This is a genomic window from Neobacillus niacini (assembly GCF_030817695.1).
Classification (GTDB): Bacteria; Bacillota; Bacilli; order Bacillales; family Cytobacillaceae; genus Neobacillus; species Neobacillus niacini_F.
Window position 1 is genome coordinate 471,710 of the sequence record NZ_JAUSZQ010000003.1, and the last position, 18,016, is coordinate 489,725.

Annotated in this window: 16 protein-coding genes; 11 read left to right on the forward strand and 5 right to left on the reverse strand. The window is 38.0% G+C overall.

Annotated features, from left to right (window positions below):
• The first annotated feature begins 40 nt into the window (after positions 1–40).
• From QFZ28_RS25795 to QFZ28_RS25825, 7 genes are all read left to right on the forward strand, one after another.
• Entirely contained in the window at positions 41–2,311 is a 2,271-nt protein-coding gene (locus tag QFZ28_RS25795; protein WP_307197486.1) for a glycoside hydrolase family 3 protein, read from the forward strand.
• 396 nt (positions 2,312–2,707) lie between these two features.
• Positions 2,708–3,568, forward strand: a complete 861-nt coding sequence (locus tag QFZ28_RS25800; RefSeq protein ID WP_307197487.1) for an energy-coupling factor transporter ATPase — start codon at positions 2,708–2,710, stop codon at positions 3,566–3,568.
• Positions 3,568–4,455 carry an energy-coupling factor transporter ATPase gene (locus QFZ28_RS25805; protein ID WP_307197488.1) on the forward strand — a complete coding sequence of 296 codons (888 nt, stop codon included), beginning with the start codon at positions 3,568–3,570 and terminating at the stop codon, positions 4,453–4,455. The genes QFZ28_RS25800 and QFZ28_RS25805 overlap by 1 nt, the downstream gene beginning before the upstream one ends.
• A complete protein-coding gene (locus QFZ28_RS25810) occupies positions 4,445–5,287 on the forward strand; it encodes an energy-coupling factor transporter transmembrane component T family protein (protein ID WP_307197489.1) in 843 nt (280 codons plus the stop codon). The genes QFZ28_RS25805 and QFZ28_RS25810 overlap by 11 nt, the downstream gene beginning before the upstream one ends.
• 25 nt (positions 5,288–5,312) lie before the next feature.
• Positions 5,313–5,861 (forward strand): ECF transporter S component, encoded by a 549-nt coding sequence (locus QFZ28_RS25815; protein WP_307197490.1) that lies wholly within the window; start codon positions 5,313–5,315, stop codon positions 5,859–5,861.
• Positions 5,862–5,936: 75 nt separating this feature from the next.
• Entirely contained in the window at positions 5,937–7,592 is a 1,656-nt protein-coding gene (locus QFZ28_RS25820) for an SWIM zinc finger family protein (RefSeq protein ID WP_307197491.1), read from the forward strand.
• Between the two features lie 103 nt (positions 7,593–7,695).
• On the forward strand, positions 7,696–8,088 hold the full coding sequence (locus tag QFZ28_RS25825) for a globin domain-containing protein (RefSeq protein WP_307197492.1): 393 nt from the start codon (positions 7,696–7,698) through the stop codon (positions 8,086–8,088).
• A gap of 631 nt (positions 8,089–8,719) precedes the next feature.
• Here the strand turns inward: QFZ28_RS25825 and QFZ28_RS25830 are convergent.
• The 4 genes from QFZ28_RS25830 to QFZ28_RS25845 form a co-directional block, all read right to left on the reverse strand.
• A complete protein-coding gene (locus QFZ28_RS25830) occupies positions 8,720–9,475 on the reverse strand; it encodes an SDR family oxidoreductase (protein ID WP_307197764.1) in 756 nt (251 codons plus the stop codon).
• A 153-nt stretch (positions 9,476–9,628) separates the two neighbouring features.
• Positions 9,629–10,921 (reverse strand): ABC transporter substrate-binding protein, encoded by a 1,293-nt coding sequence (locus tag QFZ28_RS25835; RefSeq protein WP_307197493.1) that lies wholly within the window; start codon positions 10,919–10,921, stop codon positions 9,629–9,631.
• Between the two features lie 86 nt (positions 10,922–11,007).
• The gene (locus QFZ28_RS25840; RefSeq protein WP_307197494.1) at positions 11,008–11,835 is read right to left on the reverse strand and encodes a carbohydrate ABC transporter permease; all 828 of its coding nucleotides are present in this window, start codon (positions 11,833–11,835) and stop codon (positions 11,008–11,010) included.
• Positions 11,835–12,803, reverse strand: coding sequence for a carbohydrate ABC transporter permease (locus tag QFZ28_RS25845; protein ID WP_307197495.1), 969 nt, complete (start codon positions 12,801–12,803; stop codon positions 11,835–11,837). Before QFZ28_RS25845 ends, QFZ28_RS25840 begins: the two co-directional genes overlap by 1 nt.
• Positions 12,804–12,997: 194 nt before the next feature.
• Here QFZ28_RS25845 and QFZ28_RS25850 point away from each other — a divergent pair, with 194 nt between their 5' ends.
• The 4 genes from QFZ28_RS25850 (at position 12,998) to QFZ28_RS25865 (ending at position 17,433) form a co-directional block, all read left to right on the forward strand.
• Positions 12,998–13,786 carry a hypothetical protein gene (locus QFZ28_RS25850; protein WP_307197496.1) on the forward strand — a complete coding sequence of 263 codons (789 nt, stop codon included), beginning with the start codon at positions 12,998–13,000 and terminating at the stop codon, positions 13,784–13,786.
• Positions 13,787–13,931: 145 nt separating this feature from the next.
• Complete coding sequence (locus tag QFZ28_RS25855) at positions 13,932–14,819, forward strand: sensor histidine kinase (RefSeq protein ID WP_307197497.1); 888 nt, start codon at positions 13,932–13,934, stop codon at positions 14,817–14,819.
• The gene (locus QFZ28_RS25860) at positions 14,816–16,402 is read left to right on the forward strand and encodes a response regulator transcription factor (RefSeq protein ID WP_307197498.1); all 1,587 of its coding nucleotides are present in this window, start codon (positions 14,816–14,818) and stop codon (positions 16,400–16,402) included. Before QFZ28_RS25855 ends, QFZ28_RS25860 begins: the two co-directional genes overlap by 4 nt.
• A 203-nt stretch (positions 16,403–16,605) precedes the next feature.
• A complete protein-coding gene (locus QFZ28_RS25865; protein WP_307197499.1) occupies positions 16,606–17,433 on the forward strand; it encodes a glycerophosphodiester phosphodiesterase in 828 nt (275 codons plus the stop codon).
• A 45-nt stretch (positions 17,434–17,478) separates the two neighbouring features.
• On the opposite strand, the gene QFZ28_RS25870 is transcribed toward QFZ28_RS25865, so the two are convergent.
• On the reverse strand, positions 17,479–17,778 hold the full coding sequence (locus QFZ28_RS25870; RefSeq protein WP_373428168.1) for a helix-turn-helix domain-containing protein: 300 nt from the start codon (positions 17,776–17,778) through the stop codon (positions 17,479–17,481).
• Positions 17,779–18,016: the final 238 nt, after the last annotated feature.

An 18,016-nucleotide genomic window follows, 5' to 3' on the forward strand; every position in this document is an offset into this window, starting at 1 on the left:
TTTGTAAACGCATTCAATTTATAAAAGGGGAGGAAGAAAAATGGCTTCATTATCAAAGCAGATTAGAAAGTCTTCAAAGCTTAGAAAAAAACTTCTCGCAACGGCACTTACTCTATCATTAGTAGCGCCAGTGATTGGACCACAGGTAGGTTTTGCAGATGACCAAGGTTATACTGGTGAGGAAGGAGCAGCTTCGCTATATTCTGGACGAGGTGCAATTACAACTTATAAAATTGCAAAAGCTGAAGGCCAGCCAGAAATTGAAGTAGCCACTCAAGATCGAATTCTTGAAATTAACGGTAAATATTTTAGGGATGCCAATGGCAGTAAAAGCTTGGATATTTACGAAGACTGGACAAAGCCAGTTTCAACACGTGTAGCGGATTTGATTAGTAAGATGAGTCTTGAGCAAAAAGCTGGATTGATGTACATAACTACTCACACACCAGTGGCAGATCCAGCCGATGGGAAATTTGTAACCGAAGTAAATGCCAATAATGTTATTAACAAGCAAATGCGCCATGTTATATACCGTCTAACTCAAAACTTAGGCGATATTGCTAATTATAATAACCAAATGCAACAATTAGCAGAGGGCCTTGAATTAGGTATTCCGGTTGTAATTACTTCCAATCCAAGAAACTCTGCCTCAACAGATTATACCAATATTACCAATGCTCAAGATCAACATACCTTCTGGCCAGGAACATTAGGTTTAGCAGCGGCCCAGGATGTAGAAGCTGTTGCTGAATTTGCGGAAATTGCCCGTCAGGAATGGAGAGCTGCCGGTATTCGTAAGGTTTATGGATATATGGCTGACGTTGCAACAGATCCACTTTGGGCACGAATTGAGGAGACATTTGGAGAAGATCCAAAATTAGTTGGTGACATGAATTATGAAATCGTCAGAGGGTTCCAAACTGAAACTCTTGGCAAAGACAGTGTAGCCATCACTGTTAAACACTTCCCTGGCGGCGGAGCTCGTGATGATGGACAGGATCCTCACTTTGCAAACGGCAGCTTTAACATTTATCCTACTGAAGGAAGCATGGAAAAGTATCATATTCCTCCTTTCATGAGGGCGATTGAAGCTGGTGTAGCATCGGTAATGCCTTATTACGCATATCCAAGTAATGATAGTGCAGATCAAGGATTACCATGGCATTCAGAAACCGAGCAATTTGAAGAAGTTGGTATGACCTTAAATGAGGGAATCATTCGTTACTTGCGTGAAGGTCTTGGTTTCAAAGGATATATTAACTCTGACTCAGGTGCAGTTGCCGGCAGTGCATGGGGTTATCTAGTGGATGAAGATGGAAATCCAATTCCAAATGCACAAAAAGTGGCCAAAGCCATCAATGCAGGAACAAATATTATTTCAGGTGGAGCAAATCCAGAGTATGTAATTGAGGCCATTAATAGTGACTTACTAGAAGAATCGAAGCTGGATGAATCTATTACTTATACACTATCAGAAATGATTACATTAGGTCTTTTCGAAGACCCATATGTAAATCCTGCAGAAGCTATTGCAGCGGCAAACAATGAAGAAAACAGAGCTTTAGCATATGAAGCGCACCAAAAGTCTGTCGTTTTAATGCGTAATGATAAAATCGATGGCGGTAAAAAACTAATACCATTAACGAATGGAAAGTTAAAAGATGTGAAGCTTTATGTTGAAGGATTTATTGGGGTTGCTCCAGGAAGAAATAATCCAAATCCTCAAAAAACGATTAATGAAGAATCAGCAAAACAAACTGCTGCATTTAATGCAGACCTAAAGAAAATGCTCAAAGAAAAATTCCCTAACATTACGTTAGTAGAGAGTGTTGATCAAGCAACTCATGCATATTTATATATTAAGCCAACTCAATCTAACTGGGATAATAACCCAAGGATCGATGTTAATGAAACAACAGGTATTCTTGAATTAGATCGAATCATTGAAATTCAAAAAGCTGTTCCAACCATTACTGCGGTAAACTTTACTAACCAATGGTTAATTAACGAGCTGGAACCAAATGCTGCAGCATTAATTGGTACTTTCGGTACGCTTCAAGAGGCAGTATTTGATGTAATCACTGGAAAATTCAAACCTGTTGGAAAACTTCCATTTGCTATTCCAGCTAGTACAGAAGCGGTAGAAAAGGAAGTCGGGGATGTTCCAAGCTTTGCGCCAGAAGAATATGCTGATTTTGAATATGTAAATAAAAATGGTGACAAATACGAATATGGATTTGGTTTATCTTACAGCGATGGCAACAACGGAAAAGCTGTTGGTAAGCCTGACCATGCCGATGGAAAAAAGTAGTACCTAAGATCATGCACGTTAACTAGCTTTAATATTACAAGAAACTAAAAAGAGGTGCAGCTTCATACCTGAAGCTGCACCTCTTTTATCTATGGTTCTCGAACCACGTTTTACTGACAAAAAATATATTAGTATAAATGTACTGACTAATCAATATAAGGCTGGAAAGTCTCTGAGCAAGGTATATTATATGTGTTCTTATTGGATAATATTTCCCTTTTTGTACACTCTAATTATTAAAATAGAATGACCTACATATTGATAAATAAATAGATAGATTAATGCTTCAGGATATCCCCTTTCATAACTTCGTGCTATTATATTTCTTGTAAATCATTTACTATGGTTGAATAATATTCAGAATATTAATAAAATAGAAGGAGAGGGGGTGTCTAGATGGAACCAATTATTGCTTTAGAAAATGTTACATTTTCATATAAAATCAATGAGACTCATTCAGTGGATGTTCTTAAGGATGTCTCTTTTTCCATTTTTCCAGGTGAATATGTTGCCATTATTGGACATAACGGTTCGGGGAAATCAACATTATCCAAGCATTTAAATGGGCTCCTAACACCTGGCTCAGGGGATGTTTGGGTACGTGGCCACAATACAAAGGACGCGAGCAGAAAACTCGACATCCGCAAAGCTGTTGGAATGGTTTTTCAACATCCTGATAATCAAATTGTTGCGACCATTGTCGAAGAGGATGTAGCATTTGGGTTAGAAAATATTGGCGTCCCAAGAGAAGAAATGAAGCAAAAAATCGATGAGGCTTTAGAAGTCGTGAAAATGTCAGAATTTCGGAAAAGGCCGCCACACCATTTATCAGGTGGACAAAAACAGAGAGTAGCGATTGCTGGAGTGCTGGCCATGCAGCCAGACTGTATCGTATTCGATGAGTCGACCAGCATGCTGGATACCTTTGGAAGAAACGAAGTCCTGCAGGTCATGAGAAAAATGAATCGAATGGGAATGACGATTATAACCGTTACCCATCGTATGTCAGAAGCAGCTGAAGCAGACCGAATTATAGTTGTAGAAGACGGGATGATTGTTATGGATGGAAAACCTCGTGATATTTTTAAACATAAAGAGGTTTTAATGGAACTCCAATTAGATATTCCAGCTGTTAGTCAGATAGCTGAGATGGTCCATAAGCAAATCCCAACTTTTTCTAAACACTTAATCCAAGAAGAAGAACTAATTAACGAAGTAAAGAGAGTTTCAAAAGCAAGGAGCGGGGAAGTGGTTTAATGCGTGGAAAACCGATCATCGAGATAGAAAATTTATTTCATACATATATGAAGGGAACCCCTATGGAACATAAAGCCTTAAAGGGGACAAGCATGGTGGTCAATGAGGGGGAGTGTATCGCCATTATCGGGCATACCGGTTCAGGTAAATCCACCCTTATCCAGCATTTTAATGGGCTGATTCGGCCGGATTCAGGGAAAGTCATCATCGATGGAGTAGATTTATCGAAAAAACGTATTGATATTAAGGCCTTGAGGAGAAATGTAGGATTGGTTTTTCAAAATCCTGAGGATCAAATCTTTGAAAAATTAATAGGCGATGATATCGCATATGGTCCTTTTAAACTGGGATTACCCTTGAAGGAAGTAAAGGAACGAGTTAAATGGGCGATGGACATGGTCGGCCTGAACTTTGAAGAAATGAAGGATCGCCAGACGTTTGCCTTAAGCGGCGGGCAGAAGCGTAAAGTTGCACTTGCTGGTATCCTAGCTCTAAAGCCTAAGATATTAGTTCTCGATGAACCTACAGCTGGGCTAGACCCAAGGTCTCGAAATGAGTTGCTGGATAAGATAAAAGCCTTAAATAAACTAGAAAACTTAACGGTTATTTTCGTATCACACAATATGGAAGAAGTGGCTTATTTAGCCGATCGAGTTTATGTTATGGCAAATGGTTCGGATGTGTTATCCGGTACTCCAGAAGATATCTTTACGGATAAGGAAAAATTGCAGCGTTACCAAATTGGAACGCCAGAAACCGTACAGGCTCTGTACCGGCTAAAAGACCTTGGATACAATGTAAAAACTTCTGCTTTTACGGTGTCCGAGGCAGCTGACGAAATCATTAAGGTTCTTACCAATGGAGAGGTGGAGAATCATGGCAAGTGAATTTGAATTGTCTAGGAATATTACCATTGGTCAGTATGTACCGACTAGTTCGTTTATTCATCGGCTTGACCCAAGAATAAAGCTGTTAGTGTTCACGATTCTTGTTTTAGCGATAGCCCTAAATACTAGTTATGTAGGAAATGCGTTTGGTCTGCTATTATCTATTTATTTATTCTGGGCTTCAAAAATACCTGTTAGTTATGGGTTATCGGGCATAAAACCTGCTATTCCATTTATTATTATATTGGCTGTGCTACAACTTATCTTCCAAGGCAATGTCTTTTCCGGCGGAACTGTATTCTTTGAATATGGGTTTATCATGATTACCAGTGAGAGTATTCGACTTGTCATAGTTTCGGCTGTACGTTTTGTGGAAATCATTTTATTAAGCAGTGTATTGACGCTATCCACATCAACAACTGAATTAACCCATGCCATCCAAAGTCTATTAAGTCCTTTGAAAAAGGTAAAATTTCCCGTTCATGAATTTTCCTTGATTATTACCATTGCCATTCGTTTTGTACCAACCTTCGCGATTGAAATGGAGAAAATGATGAAGGCGCAAGCATCAAGGGGGGCGGATTTTGGATCGGGGGAATGGTGGAGAATCATTCAGAGGACGAAGGATATGCTTCCCATTATTATCCCTCTATTTAATATCGCGTTGTCTAGAGCAGAGGATCTTATTCTCGCAATGGAATCCCGCTGCTATACACCTGGAAATGACAGGAGTGCCTATTCGGTTTATAAGGCAATCGGGCGTGATTATATAGTATTAATTATAGGGCTATTATTATCGCTACTATTACTTTTTTATCCGTTTCCGTTTTAGATAAATAATAAAGGGGGTGAATAGAATGAAAGGTTCATTATCGGTTCGGAATATTGTTATTGCTGGTGTACTTGGTGCGGTTGCGATTCTTTTAGGTGTAACCCGGTTAGGTTATATTCCCGTCCCAACAGCGGCTGGTAATGCCACAATCATGCATATACCTGCGATTATTGGGGGAATTATGCAGGGTCCGATTGTAGGTGCAATCGTTGGTATTATTTTTGGTGTTTCTTCTTTCTTAAATGCTACCGTTCCTCTATTTAAAGATCCATTAGTTGCTATCCTGCCAAGACTTTTTATTGGGGTTGTCGCATGGCTTGTGTATGTAGGAATTCGCAGGAAGAGTGAATATCTGGCTATTGGAACTGCAGCATTCTTAGGGACCTTGACCAATACGGTGCTAGTATTAACAATGGCAGTAGTTAGAGGTTATATGGGTGCAGAGGTAGCTTGGACAGTAGCGCTGACAAGCGGTATTCCTGAAGCAGTCGTTGGTACGGTTGTGACACTAGCAGTCGTTTTATCTTGGAAGCAAATAGGTAAGGGGAAAAAATCTAGAATTTCAGAGGATTAATAATTCTTATAATAAAAATAACCCATTGTGGCTTAGGCACCAATGGGTTTGTTAGTAAATGGGGAGTTGAGAGATGTGAAACTTTTGAATTTTGAACACTCCATCGACAATCGGATTCTAAAACGCGGACTTGATTATTTTGAACTGGGACATGTCGTAAGTCTTGAAACAAAGGATAAAAAAAGATACAAGGCCAGTGTAGAGGGATCTGAAGTTTATCGAGTAGAGATATCATTAGATATAAACAATGAAATAGTAGAATCGTACTGTGATTGCCCATATGATTTAGGGGAGTTTTGCAAGCATGAGGCAGCGGTTCTATTTGCATTGAAAAATATGAAGGCTTTAGGGGAACCAGCTGTAGTGGCAGAAAATGATTTAAAAAAGGTCTTAGCAGAACAAAACAAGGATGAATTGGTTCGTATTTTACTTGAAATTTCAGATGCATATCCTGATATAGAAAAACGTTTGCTGTTTAAGTTTGCAAACAATGAAGATGAAATTACTGCTAGTAAGAAACTCATCAGAGAATATATCAATAATGCAAAGCGTAATGGATTTATTGATTGGCGGCATGTTGATTCTGCGCTGCAAGGGGCCGAAATGACGCTGAGAAAAGCCCGCGAAAAGATAGAATTGGGTGATAGTGAGATAGCTGTTTTACTAGCACTAGAAGTGTTAACTCCTGTTGTAAAGATGATCCAATATTGCGATGACTCCAATGGCGGGGTTAGTTTTATTATGAATCGGGCTATTTCTACAATTGAACAAGCAGTAACGACAGCTTTGGAACATTTAGATGAAAAAGCGCAAAAGAAGCTTTTTGAGGTGATTTTAAAAGAAGCTTTGAAAAAACAATATGATGGCTGGAGTGATTGGTGCTTTGGGCTATTAAATGTTTGTTCGATATTTGCACATAAGAAGAATTTGCGGAAAATGCTAGAAAAGCAGTTGGACACCCTAGAACAAAAAGCAGCTACTTCATGGAGTGATGAATATGAAAAGAAACAGGTAAAGCTCCTCCAATTTGAAATAATAGAAAAGTGTGATGGAACGTCAGCAGCTGAGAAGTTTATTTATGAGAATATTAAAATAAGCGATTTTCGTGAAAAAGCAATTACTAGGGCATTGGAAAATGGTGATTATGCGAAAGTTCTCGAGCTAAGTATTTCGGGGGAAGAGGTTGATAAAAGCTATCGCGGGCTGGTGCATAAGTGGAGGGAGTTCCGTTACCATGCCTATGAAGGTCTTGGTGATGTAGAAAATCAACGGAAATTGGCCTATGAGTTTCTGTTTCAAAATGAATTCTCTTATTATGTGAAACTGAAAGAGTTGTATGAGCAAGATGAATGGACAGAAGTTTTAGATCGATTAATTGAAGCTTTTGAAAAAGAGCGATACCAATCAACTGTCTATATTGAAATCCTGAAAGAAGAAAAACTAACGAAACAGATGATAGAATATTGTAATAAGCATAAATCATTAATAATGGATTTCTATCCATACCTTATGGAGAGTCATTTTGAAGAAGCTAATGGTCTGTTTATTAACTATATTGAACAATCCGCAGAGGGAACCTTGGACAGAAGAGGTTACAGAAATGTTTGTAAGCTAATAAAAACCTACAAAAAAGCCTTTGGCACTATCAATTCCTATAAATTAATAGGGGAATTAAAACTAACATATCAAAAGCGCCCAGCCTTTATAGATGAATTAGGGAAGATTAGATAAAAGGGTTAAGTCTAGGTTTCTGTTTTTTAAAAGTATGATTTAAATCACTAAAATACATCGCTTTTATCTTTATAATCAAAAGTAAGTAAAAGGGGTGTATGATATGGAATATAAGTTTAAATCTCTTTATAGTGAAATTGGCGGGCAGGAAACGATTGATAAACTACTTGCAGCATTTTATCCTCGTGTATATACCGATCCTGAATTAAGACCGTTGTTTGAGGGTGATATGGAGGAAATTATGAGGAAGCAACGAATGTTTCTTCCGCAATTCTTAGGTGGTCCTGCTCTTTACCGTCAGGAATTTGGACCGCCGGCGATGAGAGAACGTCATCTTCCATTTGAAGTAACACCAAGGAGAGCGCAGTGCTGGCTTCGCTGTATGAAAGAAGCCTTTCAAGAAATTGGTCTTTATGATAAACCAGCGGGATTTGCTTTTTATGATCGGTTAACACAAGTTGCTGGAATTATGGTAAATAGCCCGGATAGGGAGTAAAGGATTAAAAGGGTGTCCACAAAAAACTTAAAGGGTTACGTTTTGAGGTGCTTTTCTTAAAATATGTGCCGAAATGACAGTCGTATTGGCAACGTTATTGGTATATAAAAAGTAAAACTCGCCAGTTCAGCTATTGGCGAGTTTAAAAATACCTTATTTATATACAACCTTACTTACATGTAATACGGTTCATTATTTTGCACCAAAATGAGGTTCTAAACTCACTCTCTTTGAGTAAAGAGGTCTTGTCCATAATCGAGTAACCACCAAAAGTAAAATAAGCGGAGATTTTCCGGTTAATTACAGAATGGAGCTCGTTTCGGGGTAAATAAGCGGAGGTTTTCCGCTTAATCAAAGCAAAATCCCCCACTTTCAAATTTTTAGAGCTAATAGGCGGAATTTCTCCGGCTATTTTTGCTTTTTTTAATACTAATTACGAATTAGGCGGAATTTCTCCGCCTATTAATCACTCAGGTGCTTAACCTAATCCCCCAACCGAGAAACTTTGATAAATAGACAAAAAGAACGCATGCAAATTCATACGCCAATTTTGTGTCTTTTAATAAGAATGCACCCGAAAAAGGAAACCTTTTAAAAAATTTGAGTACCCTTTTTTAGCGAATAATAACCGCTAGCCTCTAAGGAAGCCGCCTTCAGAATTCAATACCTGCCCTGTAATCCACTCAGCTTCTTCACTGGCAAGGAATGCAACGAGGCGTGCTGCATCTTCAGGCATTCCAATACGTCCTAATGGGAACTTTGGCAATATCGATTGCCTTATTGCTTCGTTCATCCATCCAGTATCGGTAGGTCCTGGATTTACTGCATTAACGGTAATTCCAAGAGGAGCAAGCTCTGCGGATAAGGAAAGGGTAAAGGCGGAAATAGCCCCCTTGGTAGCAGCATAAGCTAATTCACCGGGCATTGGGCCAAGGGCTTGACCGGATGTCAGGTTAATAATTCTGCCCGCGTTAATTCGGGATTGTTTAAACCGACGGGCAAATTCTACAGATAATAGGAAAGTAGCTCTCATATTTACTGCATAATGGTCATCTAGTGTTTTTGCGTCTAAATTCATATAACCATCTGTTGTAGAATGTGCTGCATTATTAACTAGAATAGAAGGCAAACCCAGTTCAGTAGTGACGGTCTCGAGTACATTAAATGGTGCTTCCGGATCAGCCAAATCAATTTCTAGGTTTCCACAACCAACACCATATTCTCTAATGCTGTTTTCAAACTGTTTAACCCAATCAATATTAGCACCCCAATGAGTAAAGAAAATATCTACACCTTCTGACGCTAATTTATGGCAAATAGCGGCCCCAATTCCATTTTCATGACTTACACCTGTAATCAATCCAATACTGCCATTTTGTTTATAAATAAAAATCCCCTCCTAAAGTATGCTAAATTTAGTTGCGGATAAGCCAAAATTAGTTGAGGATGGCTAAATTTAGTTGCGGATAAGCCAAATTTAGTTGCGGATAGCTTGACAAAAAGCACATCAGACTCAAATGATGTGCTTTTCTTTTTAATGTTATTTTTTCAATTTAGCCCATGTTGCGTCAAGTGCTTTCATGGCTTCCTCTTTTGATTTTTGGCCGCCTACATATGCTTGAAGAGTAGCGCCAAACTCTTGACCTGCTCCATCAGGATATTTCATGAACTGCCATTGATATGCTTTGCCTTCTTTAGAATATTTAAGAAGGTCCGCACCTAGAGCACCGATATCTTCAGGATTGGCGTCAATCGTTTTAAAGGCTGGAATGTATTTGAATTCCTTTGTTAATGCTGTTTTCCCTTCTTCAGATGTAACCATCCAATTTAAGAAATCTTTTGCTGCTTCTTTGTCTGCTTCTGGTGCTTTATTGTAGAGAACCCAGTTACTAGGAACGTCAATCATTAATTTATCAGATTGAGCTGGATCATCGCTAAGTGCTAATGGAATGAAACCAACTTCTAAGTTTGGATCTAATTTATCTAGCATTGGCTGAATCCAGTTACCTTGCTGGATCATCGCAGCTTCACCAGTAGCAAATAATGTTACTTGAGTGTTATAGTCGGTTGTTAAAGGATTTTTGTTGCCGTATTTCATAGTTAGGTCTAATAGTTTGAAGAAATTATCAAATTCTTTATTACCTTCAATTTTAGCTGTACCTTCATTTAAACCTTTGATAAAAGCATCCGGATCTGCTTGGTGTGCAAACGGAACGTTCATCCCATGGTTTGCTAATACCCACCACTCAGCATAACCGATTGAGAATGGTGTAATGCCGGCAGCATCTAGCTTTTTCGCTGCTTCTTCTAACTCAGAATATGTGGTTGGAAGTTCCTTAATCCCAGCTTTTTCGAATAACTTCTTATTATACGCAAATCCGTAACCTTCCATATTAAAAGGCATACCGTATACTTTGCCATCAATCGTCATTCCGTCTAACGTACCTTCAAAGGCATCCTTAATCCAAGGCTGATCAGATAAATCTTCAAATTTATCTTTCCACACTAGAGCTTCCTGGTCACCGCCATTTGTAAAAATATCAGGTGCTTGGTTAGAAGCGAATTTTGCTTTAAGAGCTGCAGCACCATCCGCACCGCCGCCTACTGTTTCAATGTTAAAAGTCACGTTTGGATTTTGTTTTGTATATTCTTCTGTTAACGCTTTCAATTGGTCTGCGATTTCAACCTTCCCTTGGAAGATATCTACAACTACTTTATCGTCCTTACCACCGCTGCTTTTTTTATCTCCAGATGTACTGTCGCTAGAACACGCGCCTAAAAGAAGTGAAGCGGATAGTACACCTGCAGCCAATGAATACTTTTTGAATGCCATTTGGTTTTCCCCCTAAAATAATAATTATATATTTTTAAAACTCTGCTGTCTTTATTTAAGACAGCAGAAGGTGTTCCCCTAAAAAATTACTTGATAGAACCGCTGGTAATTCCTTGGATAATGTGTTTTTGCATAGTGAAGAAGAAGATTAATAATGGAATAATACCGATTACTAATGCTGCAAGTGCTAAATCCCATTGCTTTGTATACTGCCCAAAGAAGAAGAACGTTGCCAATGGAATCGTTCTCAATTCTGGATCCTGAAGCACCAAAGAAGGTAATAGGAAGTCGTTCCATATCCATAAGCTGTTTAAGATAACAATGGTGACCGTAATTGGTTTTAATAGCGGAAAAACAATTCTCCAGAAAACGCCAAACCGTGTACAGCCATCGATAATTGCAGCTTCTTCAAGCTCTAATGGAATTCCTTTGATAAAACCGTGATACAAGAAGATGGTCATACCTGATCCAAAGCCAAGGTACATGAAGATAAGTCCCCACATGCTGTTTAATAGTCCCAAGTTACCAGCCGTTTTAATAAGCGGAATCATGAGAGATTGGAATGGAATGATCATCGCAGCCACGAATGTCATAAAAATGATATTGCTGATTTTCTTTTTGGTTCGAACTAGCATATACGCTGCCATTGAACAAAAGATAACGAGAACGATATTACTGCCAATGGTAATGATTAACGAGTTTTTAAATACAGTTAGAAAATCTAACTTTTCAAATGCGTTTACATAGTTATCAAACATTAAAACTTTTGGCAGAGCAGATGTATTGGTTAAAATCTCAGCAAATGGTTTCAAGGAGTTTGAAAATACATAATAGAATGGGACTAAAAAGACTAGACCCAGCAGGATCGCAAGGATTTCAATAATAGATGTTCTCCATGTATACCTGTTACCCATTAGGATTCAACCTCCCTTTTCTTTGAAATCGTAACTTGAAGGACTGTAATCGCTGCTACGACAATGAAGAAAATTAATGCTTTTGCCTCACCGATACCATATCGGTTATTAACGAATGCTTCTGTGTAAATGTTAAGTGCGAGCATTTCTGTTGATTTAAATGGACCGCCGTTTGTTAATGATAGGTTGGCATCAAAGACTTTAAAGGATGAAGCGGTGGTTAAAAATAAACAAATTGTTACGGCTGGTGCAACAAGCGGCATTGTGATATGACGAAGGACTTGGAATCGATTCGCTCCGTCGATTCTTGCTGCTTCAATTAATTCCTGCGGCACGTTCTGCAAGGCAGCAATATAGATAATCATGATATATCCTGCACCCTGCCAAACACTGACAATGACGATTCCCCAGAATGCTGACTTTGCATCTCCTAGCCACGCTAGCTCAAAAAGAGGAATCCCTGTTAACGTACCAATAGAAGCAAATCCCTTTACAAAAATAAACTGCCAGATAAATCCTAGGATTAATCCGCCGATTAGGTTAGGCATGAAGAAAACAGTTCGTAAGACATTTTTGGTTTTCAACTTCTGAGCAACCAATAAGGCTAACCCAAACCCGATTAGATTTGTTAAGATAATGGCAACAACTGTGTATTTTGTTGTAAGAATGAAGGACGCTTGAAATTGCTTGTCCTCTGTAAATAAGTATTTGAAATTATCAAGTCCCACCCATTTGACGGATCCTGTTACCCCGTTCCAATCGGTAAATGCATAATAAATACCTGTAAAGAAAGGGATTAAAACAATAAGGATAAAAGCTAATAAGACTGGCCCGACAAATAGGGTAAATAATCCAGCTTCTTTCCATTTCTTCTTATTCAGAAAAGAAACGGACGGAGAAACTTTCGTGATGCTCTGATTTGTGAGGGGTGACCCCTTAACTGTATTCAGCTTACTTTCGTTATTCATTCCCTGCACCTCCATAACCTTATTTTAGTGATTAACAAAAATTATGAAACGGCTTACATTGACCACTAGGGTGGAAAATATTGAACAGTCAAAATATTGCTCTACTAAATTTAAAGTTGTGCTACAATGTTCTAAAAACGCTGCAAGGGAGGACAGGTTAGTTTTTCGAATCAAACAAGACTAACCAAGATTATATGCGATGGGGTATTCGGAAAAAGCTTATTATCTTTTTAATGCTTGTCACCGTTCTCCCTTTTGGGACAGCGATCACCGTTACTTATTTTTATACGACTAAGTCACTTAATGAACAATCTGTTTCAACGAATCATGATTTGATTTTAAAAGGCAAGGAAGAGCTCACTGTTTATTTGAACGATGTTGCTCAAATGTCATCGGTCCCTTACCGGTATACCCCTTTTATGAATGTAATGCGAAATGGGGTTTCCTCGAACTTGGTTGTTAACCAAGAGGAAGTACGCAGGGTGCTTGCTTATTTATTTAATTCACGTCCTGAAATTGAACAAATGCATCTTTATATTCATGAAGAAAAGGAATCCTACACCAACTATCATTCAAGAATCAGCGGAAGAGCAACATATGAAAATATATTTTCACACCCATACTATGGGGTGTTAACAGCCATTGAGGGCTATTCCCTTATTGAACCGCCGCATGAGATTTATAGCTATAACAATATTTCTGTGATTCCTAATTCCCAGAAGGTGAAAGTATTAAGTTTCCATAATGTGATTCGGGATGTCCCGTTAGCGGATGTTTTAGGCTTTTTTTCGATAGATATTAATCTTTCCAGGATTAGTGCAATCTCTGAACGATTATATACGAAGGACGTTGAAGATCTTTATATTATGAATGAAAAAGGGATGATTATTTATTCTTCCAATGAAAATGAGATTGGAAAGGAAAATAAAGAAAAGTGGTTTAAGCAAGTGAAGAAGGAGCCGGAAGGCGGGAAAAAGTCTTGAGTGGAAGGATGAACAGTTTTCGGGTGTCATTGTCCATGAAAAATTTACTGATTCTTTTAAGGATTGGTCAATCGTAAAAAGGATCCCTTATGATGTCCTTTATAAAGGTGCAAGAGAAACGGCTATTATTAACATTTTAATAGGATTGGCTACACTTGTATTTGCTTTACTGGGAACCATGTTTGTTTCCTTTAAGCTTACGGCACCTATAAAAGTGTTAATCGGTAATATGAAAAAAGTCGAGAAAGGTGAATTCAAGGCTGATTTCGAATCATTAGGAACCGATGAAATTGGTATGCTGGGAAGGCATTTTAAACTAATGATTGCTAAAATTGATGAGTTGATTGAGAGTGAATATAAATTGGAGATTGAAAATAAAGCCTCACAGCTCCGAGTACTGCAATCACAAATTAATCCGCATTTCCTTTATAATGCCTTTCAGTCTATTGGAACATTGGCACTGAAATTAAACGCGGTTCCGGTGTATTCATTATTGACATCGTTATCTACGATTATGAGATACAGTATGAATATGAAGGACGATATTGTTCCGTTTGCTTCAGAGCTAAACCATGTGAAATCCTACCTATCCTTACAAAAGCAGCGATTTGACGAACAGTTTGAATTTGAACTGAATATCGAGGAAAAAGTCAAAGAGATACATGTCCCGAAAATGATTTTACAGCCGATTGTAGAGAACTGTTTTAAGCATGGCTTTGACCAGCACGTAGAAAAAGCATGGATTCAAATTGAGGCCTTCTACGAGAATGACAATAGAGTCCAAATCAATGTGAAGGATAATGGCATGGGTCCAAGCGAGGAGCAGCTTGAAAAAATCCGTCAGGAACTGTTCCAGGGTATTTCAAAAGGAGACGAGCAAAGAGAAGAAATTGGGTTAAAAAATATATATGATCGATTGCGGATCTATTATCATAACCAGGCAAACATGTCTGTTAACCGTAATGAAGAAGGTGGTTTTACGGTTACCATTCAAATTCCAAAGGTAATGCCGAAAGAGGTGGAACATTCATGAAAGCATTAATCGTTGATGATGAAAAACATGTGCGAGATGGAATTAAGATACTAGCTGATTGGGAGAAAAATGGAATTACAGAAATATATGAGGCAGGAAACGGGGAGGAAGCCATTCAGCTTATCCTATCCATTCGGCCAGAGATTATTTTCTCTGATATGAAAATGCCAAAAATGGATGGGACGCAGCTTCTAGAGTGGATTAAAGAAAATCAGCCGAACAGGAAGACAATCGTAGTGACAGGTTACGATGACTACCATTATATGAGAAAAGCGATCCATTTCGGCAGTTCGGATTATCTCTTAAAGCCTATCGAACCAGGTATTTTAAATCAAACATTGGAAAAAGCAGTTAACGAATGGAAGAAAGAAGAAGAAGATAGGCTGAGGAAAGAAACTAGCACACTGCTGATTAATGAAATGACTCCTGTTTATCGAGATCGCAAACTAACACAGTTAGTAAACAATGATCATTTACAGAAAGATTTATTTGAAGAATTCGGCTGGTTAAAACAGTCACGAGGTTATATAGTGGCTCTCGTCCAAGTTAACGGAAAAACAATCGAGACTTTTCAAGGGGATCGAGATTTAACTTACTTTACGATTTTGAATATTATTAATGAAATCCTGAAGGAAACTGGATGTGGAATTGGTTTTCGTTACTTAACCAAAAAGGGTAAAATTGTATTAATTTTTTGGGACAAGTTCGAGTTAGTAGAAGAGATATTAGTCCATATCTATAAGACGCTAAAAAATATGTTAGACGTCTCTTGTCCAATTGCTGCCGGGAAAGCTGTAAATAATAGCTGCAAGCTGATAGATTCTTATCAACATGCCAGAAAAGTTTTATTAAATAGAAATATATTGACTGATTGCAAAAGCAGAGTCTATCTGTCGGATATAGAGGCACCCCCTTCATTAAAGAGTTTAATTGTGTATTCTTCAGATATAGAAATGGCTATTCAAACGGGAGAAATTAGGGCTTTCGAAGAATTAATGGATCGAATCGAAAAGGACATTATAGAAAAAGAATATTTATCTGTAAGACAGGTGATAAATCTAGAAAATGAGTATATGGTCATCAGCAATAAATGGTTTAAACATTACAATATTTCATTTAAGACTCCGGAAGATATTGAAGAGCGGATAGATTTCTTTTTGGATTCAAATGGCACGTTTAGTTTAGAAAAATATAAAGAGAGAAAAACGCGTGAAATCACTATATTTTTGAAAAAAGTAAAGAAACGTGCACTGCAAAGAAGTAATAATATCATTACAGATATTGAAAAGTACCTTCAGGAAAATTTTGATCGGGATGTAAAGCTGCAGGAGATTTCAGACCATTTTTATATCAGCAGAGAATATATCTCCAGGAAATTTAAACAGGAATTTAACGAGAACATCTCCGATTACATTGTAAGAATCAGAATGGATAAGGCAAAATCATTATTGAAGAATAGTCAGTTAAAAATTTATGAAATTGCTAATATGATTGGCTATCAAGATGACAAGTATTTTCGAAAGGTATTTAAAAAGGTTGTGGGAATAACTCCAAATGAATATCGAGCAAAATATGTGAAATAGTGATAAGCAGAGATAGGTACCATTTCTCTGCTTTTTTTCAATGGAAAAAAGAACGAATTTTTTGTAAATTAATTTATGAATATTTCACTATGTTTATTTACATGACTTTAACCAAGTCTAAATGGTAATTACATATGTACTATACAATTCTCCCTTACAATTTTAATTGCAGTAGTAGACATTTAAAAGGGAGATGGAGAAAAATGAAAAAAGCATTTGTGGTTGGAGCAGGCCTGGCTTTTAGTTTATTATTTAGTCCTTTTCAACAGGCTTTTGCAGCAGAAACAACTGGGGAGTTACGAAAAGTGGATAATGTTGCTCACCGTGGTGCATCAGGTTATGCACCGGAAAATACGATTGCCGCTTTTGATAAAGGCGTCGAAATGAAAGCTGATTATATTGAAATTGATGTCCAAAGAAGCAAGGATGGGGAATTGGTCATTATTCATGATACAACGGTTGACAGAACAACAGATGGGACAGGGATGGTGAAGGATTTAACCTTTGAACAAATCAGAAGCCTTGATGCTGGCAGCTGGAAGGGTGAAGAATTCAAAGGAGAAGTGATTCCTACCTTCGATGAAATCCTTGACCGTTATCATGGAAAAGTGGGTATTTTAATAGAATTAAAGGCACCTGAGCTTTATCCTGGAATTGAAGCACAGGTTGCACAGGAATTAAAAGAGCGAAACCTCGATAAACCGCAAAATGAAAAGATTATTATTCAATCGTTTAATTTTCTATCTATGAAAATAACAAACAGCTTGCTGCCAAAGGTACCGATTGGTGTCCTTACATCCAATAGAGCCCACACAACCGAACAAGCTTTGAAAGAATTTGCAACGTATGCTGATTACTTTAACCCGAGCTACGGAATCGTATCAAAAGAATTGGTTGATCAAGTCCATTCTCTTGGGATGAAAATTCAATCCTGGACGGTTCGCAGCCAAGAAGCAGCAGAGTTCCTTTTAGAAATGAACGTAGATGGAATTATTACCGATTATCCTGATTATGTATCTCCAAGCAAATAGGACAAACTATCACCACAAGAGGGAATGCTTTCATCCCTCTTTTTTCTAGTATTCCATCCGTCTATATACCCCTGGAGCAACACCATACCTCTTATGAAATACTCTATGAAAATAAGGATAGCTTCCAAAGCCGCAATCCTCTGCAATTTGCTCAAGCGTTAAGGCTGTGTATTTCATTCGCTCCATTGCAGCGGATAAACGGATTTCAAGGGCATATTCAATCATCGTTTTTCCAACGCTGCTTTTGAAAAGATGAACGGACCGAGAGATGCTAAGACCGGCATGCCTAGCGACATCCTCGACTTTAAATGGAGTTGTAGCATGTTCTTCTATGTATCGCAACATCCTTGTCACCGTATAGGGAACGTTGAAGGAAGGCGCTATTTCATTAATGGCCCGCTCTAAAGTTAAGCAGAGAGCTCACAGCAAATAGCTTGTGAGCTCTTCGTTTTGGCTTGTGGCTGGACGGTGTTTTTCAATCATGTATTGCTTGGGTTTATCTGCTTTTCTTTCTTACCCATGTTATGAAGGAGAAAATAATAGACAGAGAAAAAAGGAATACGTAAAATATCCAAGGATAATC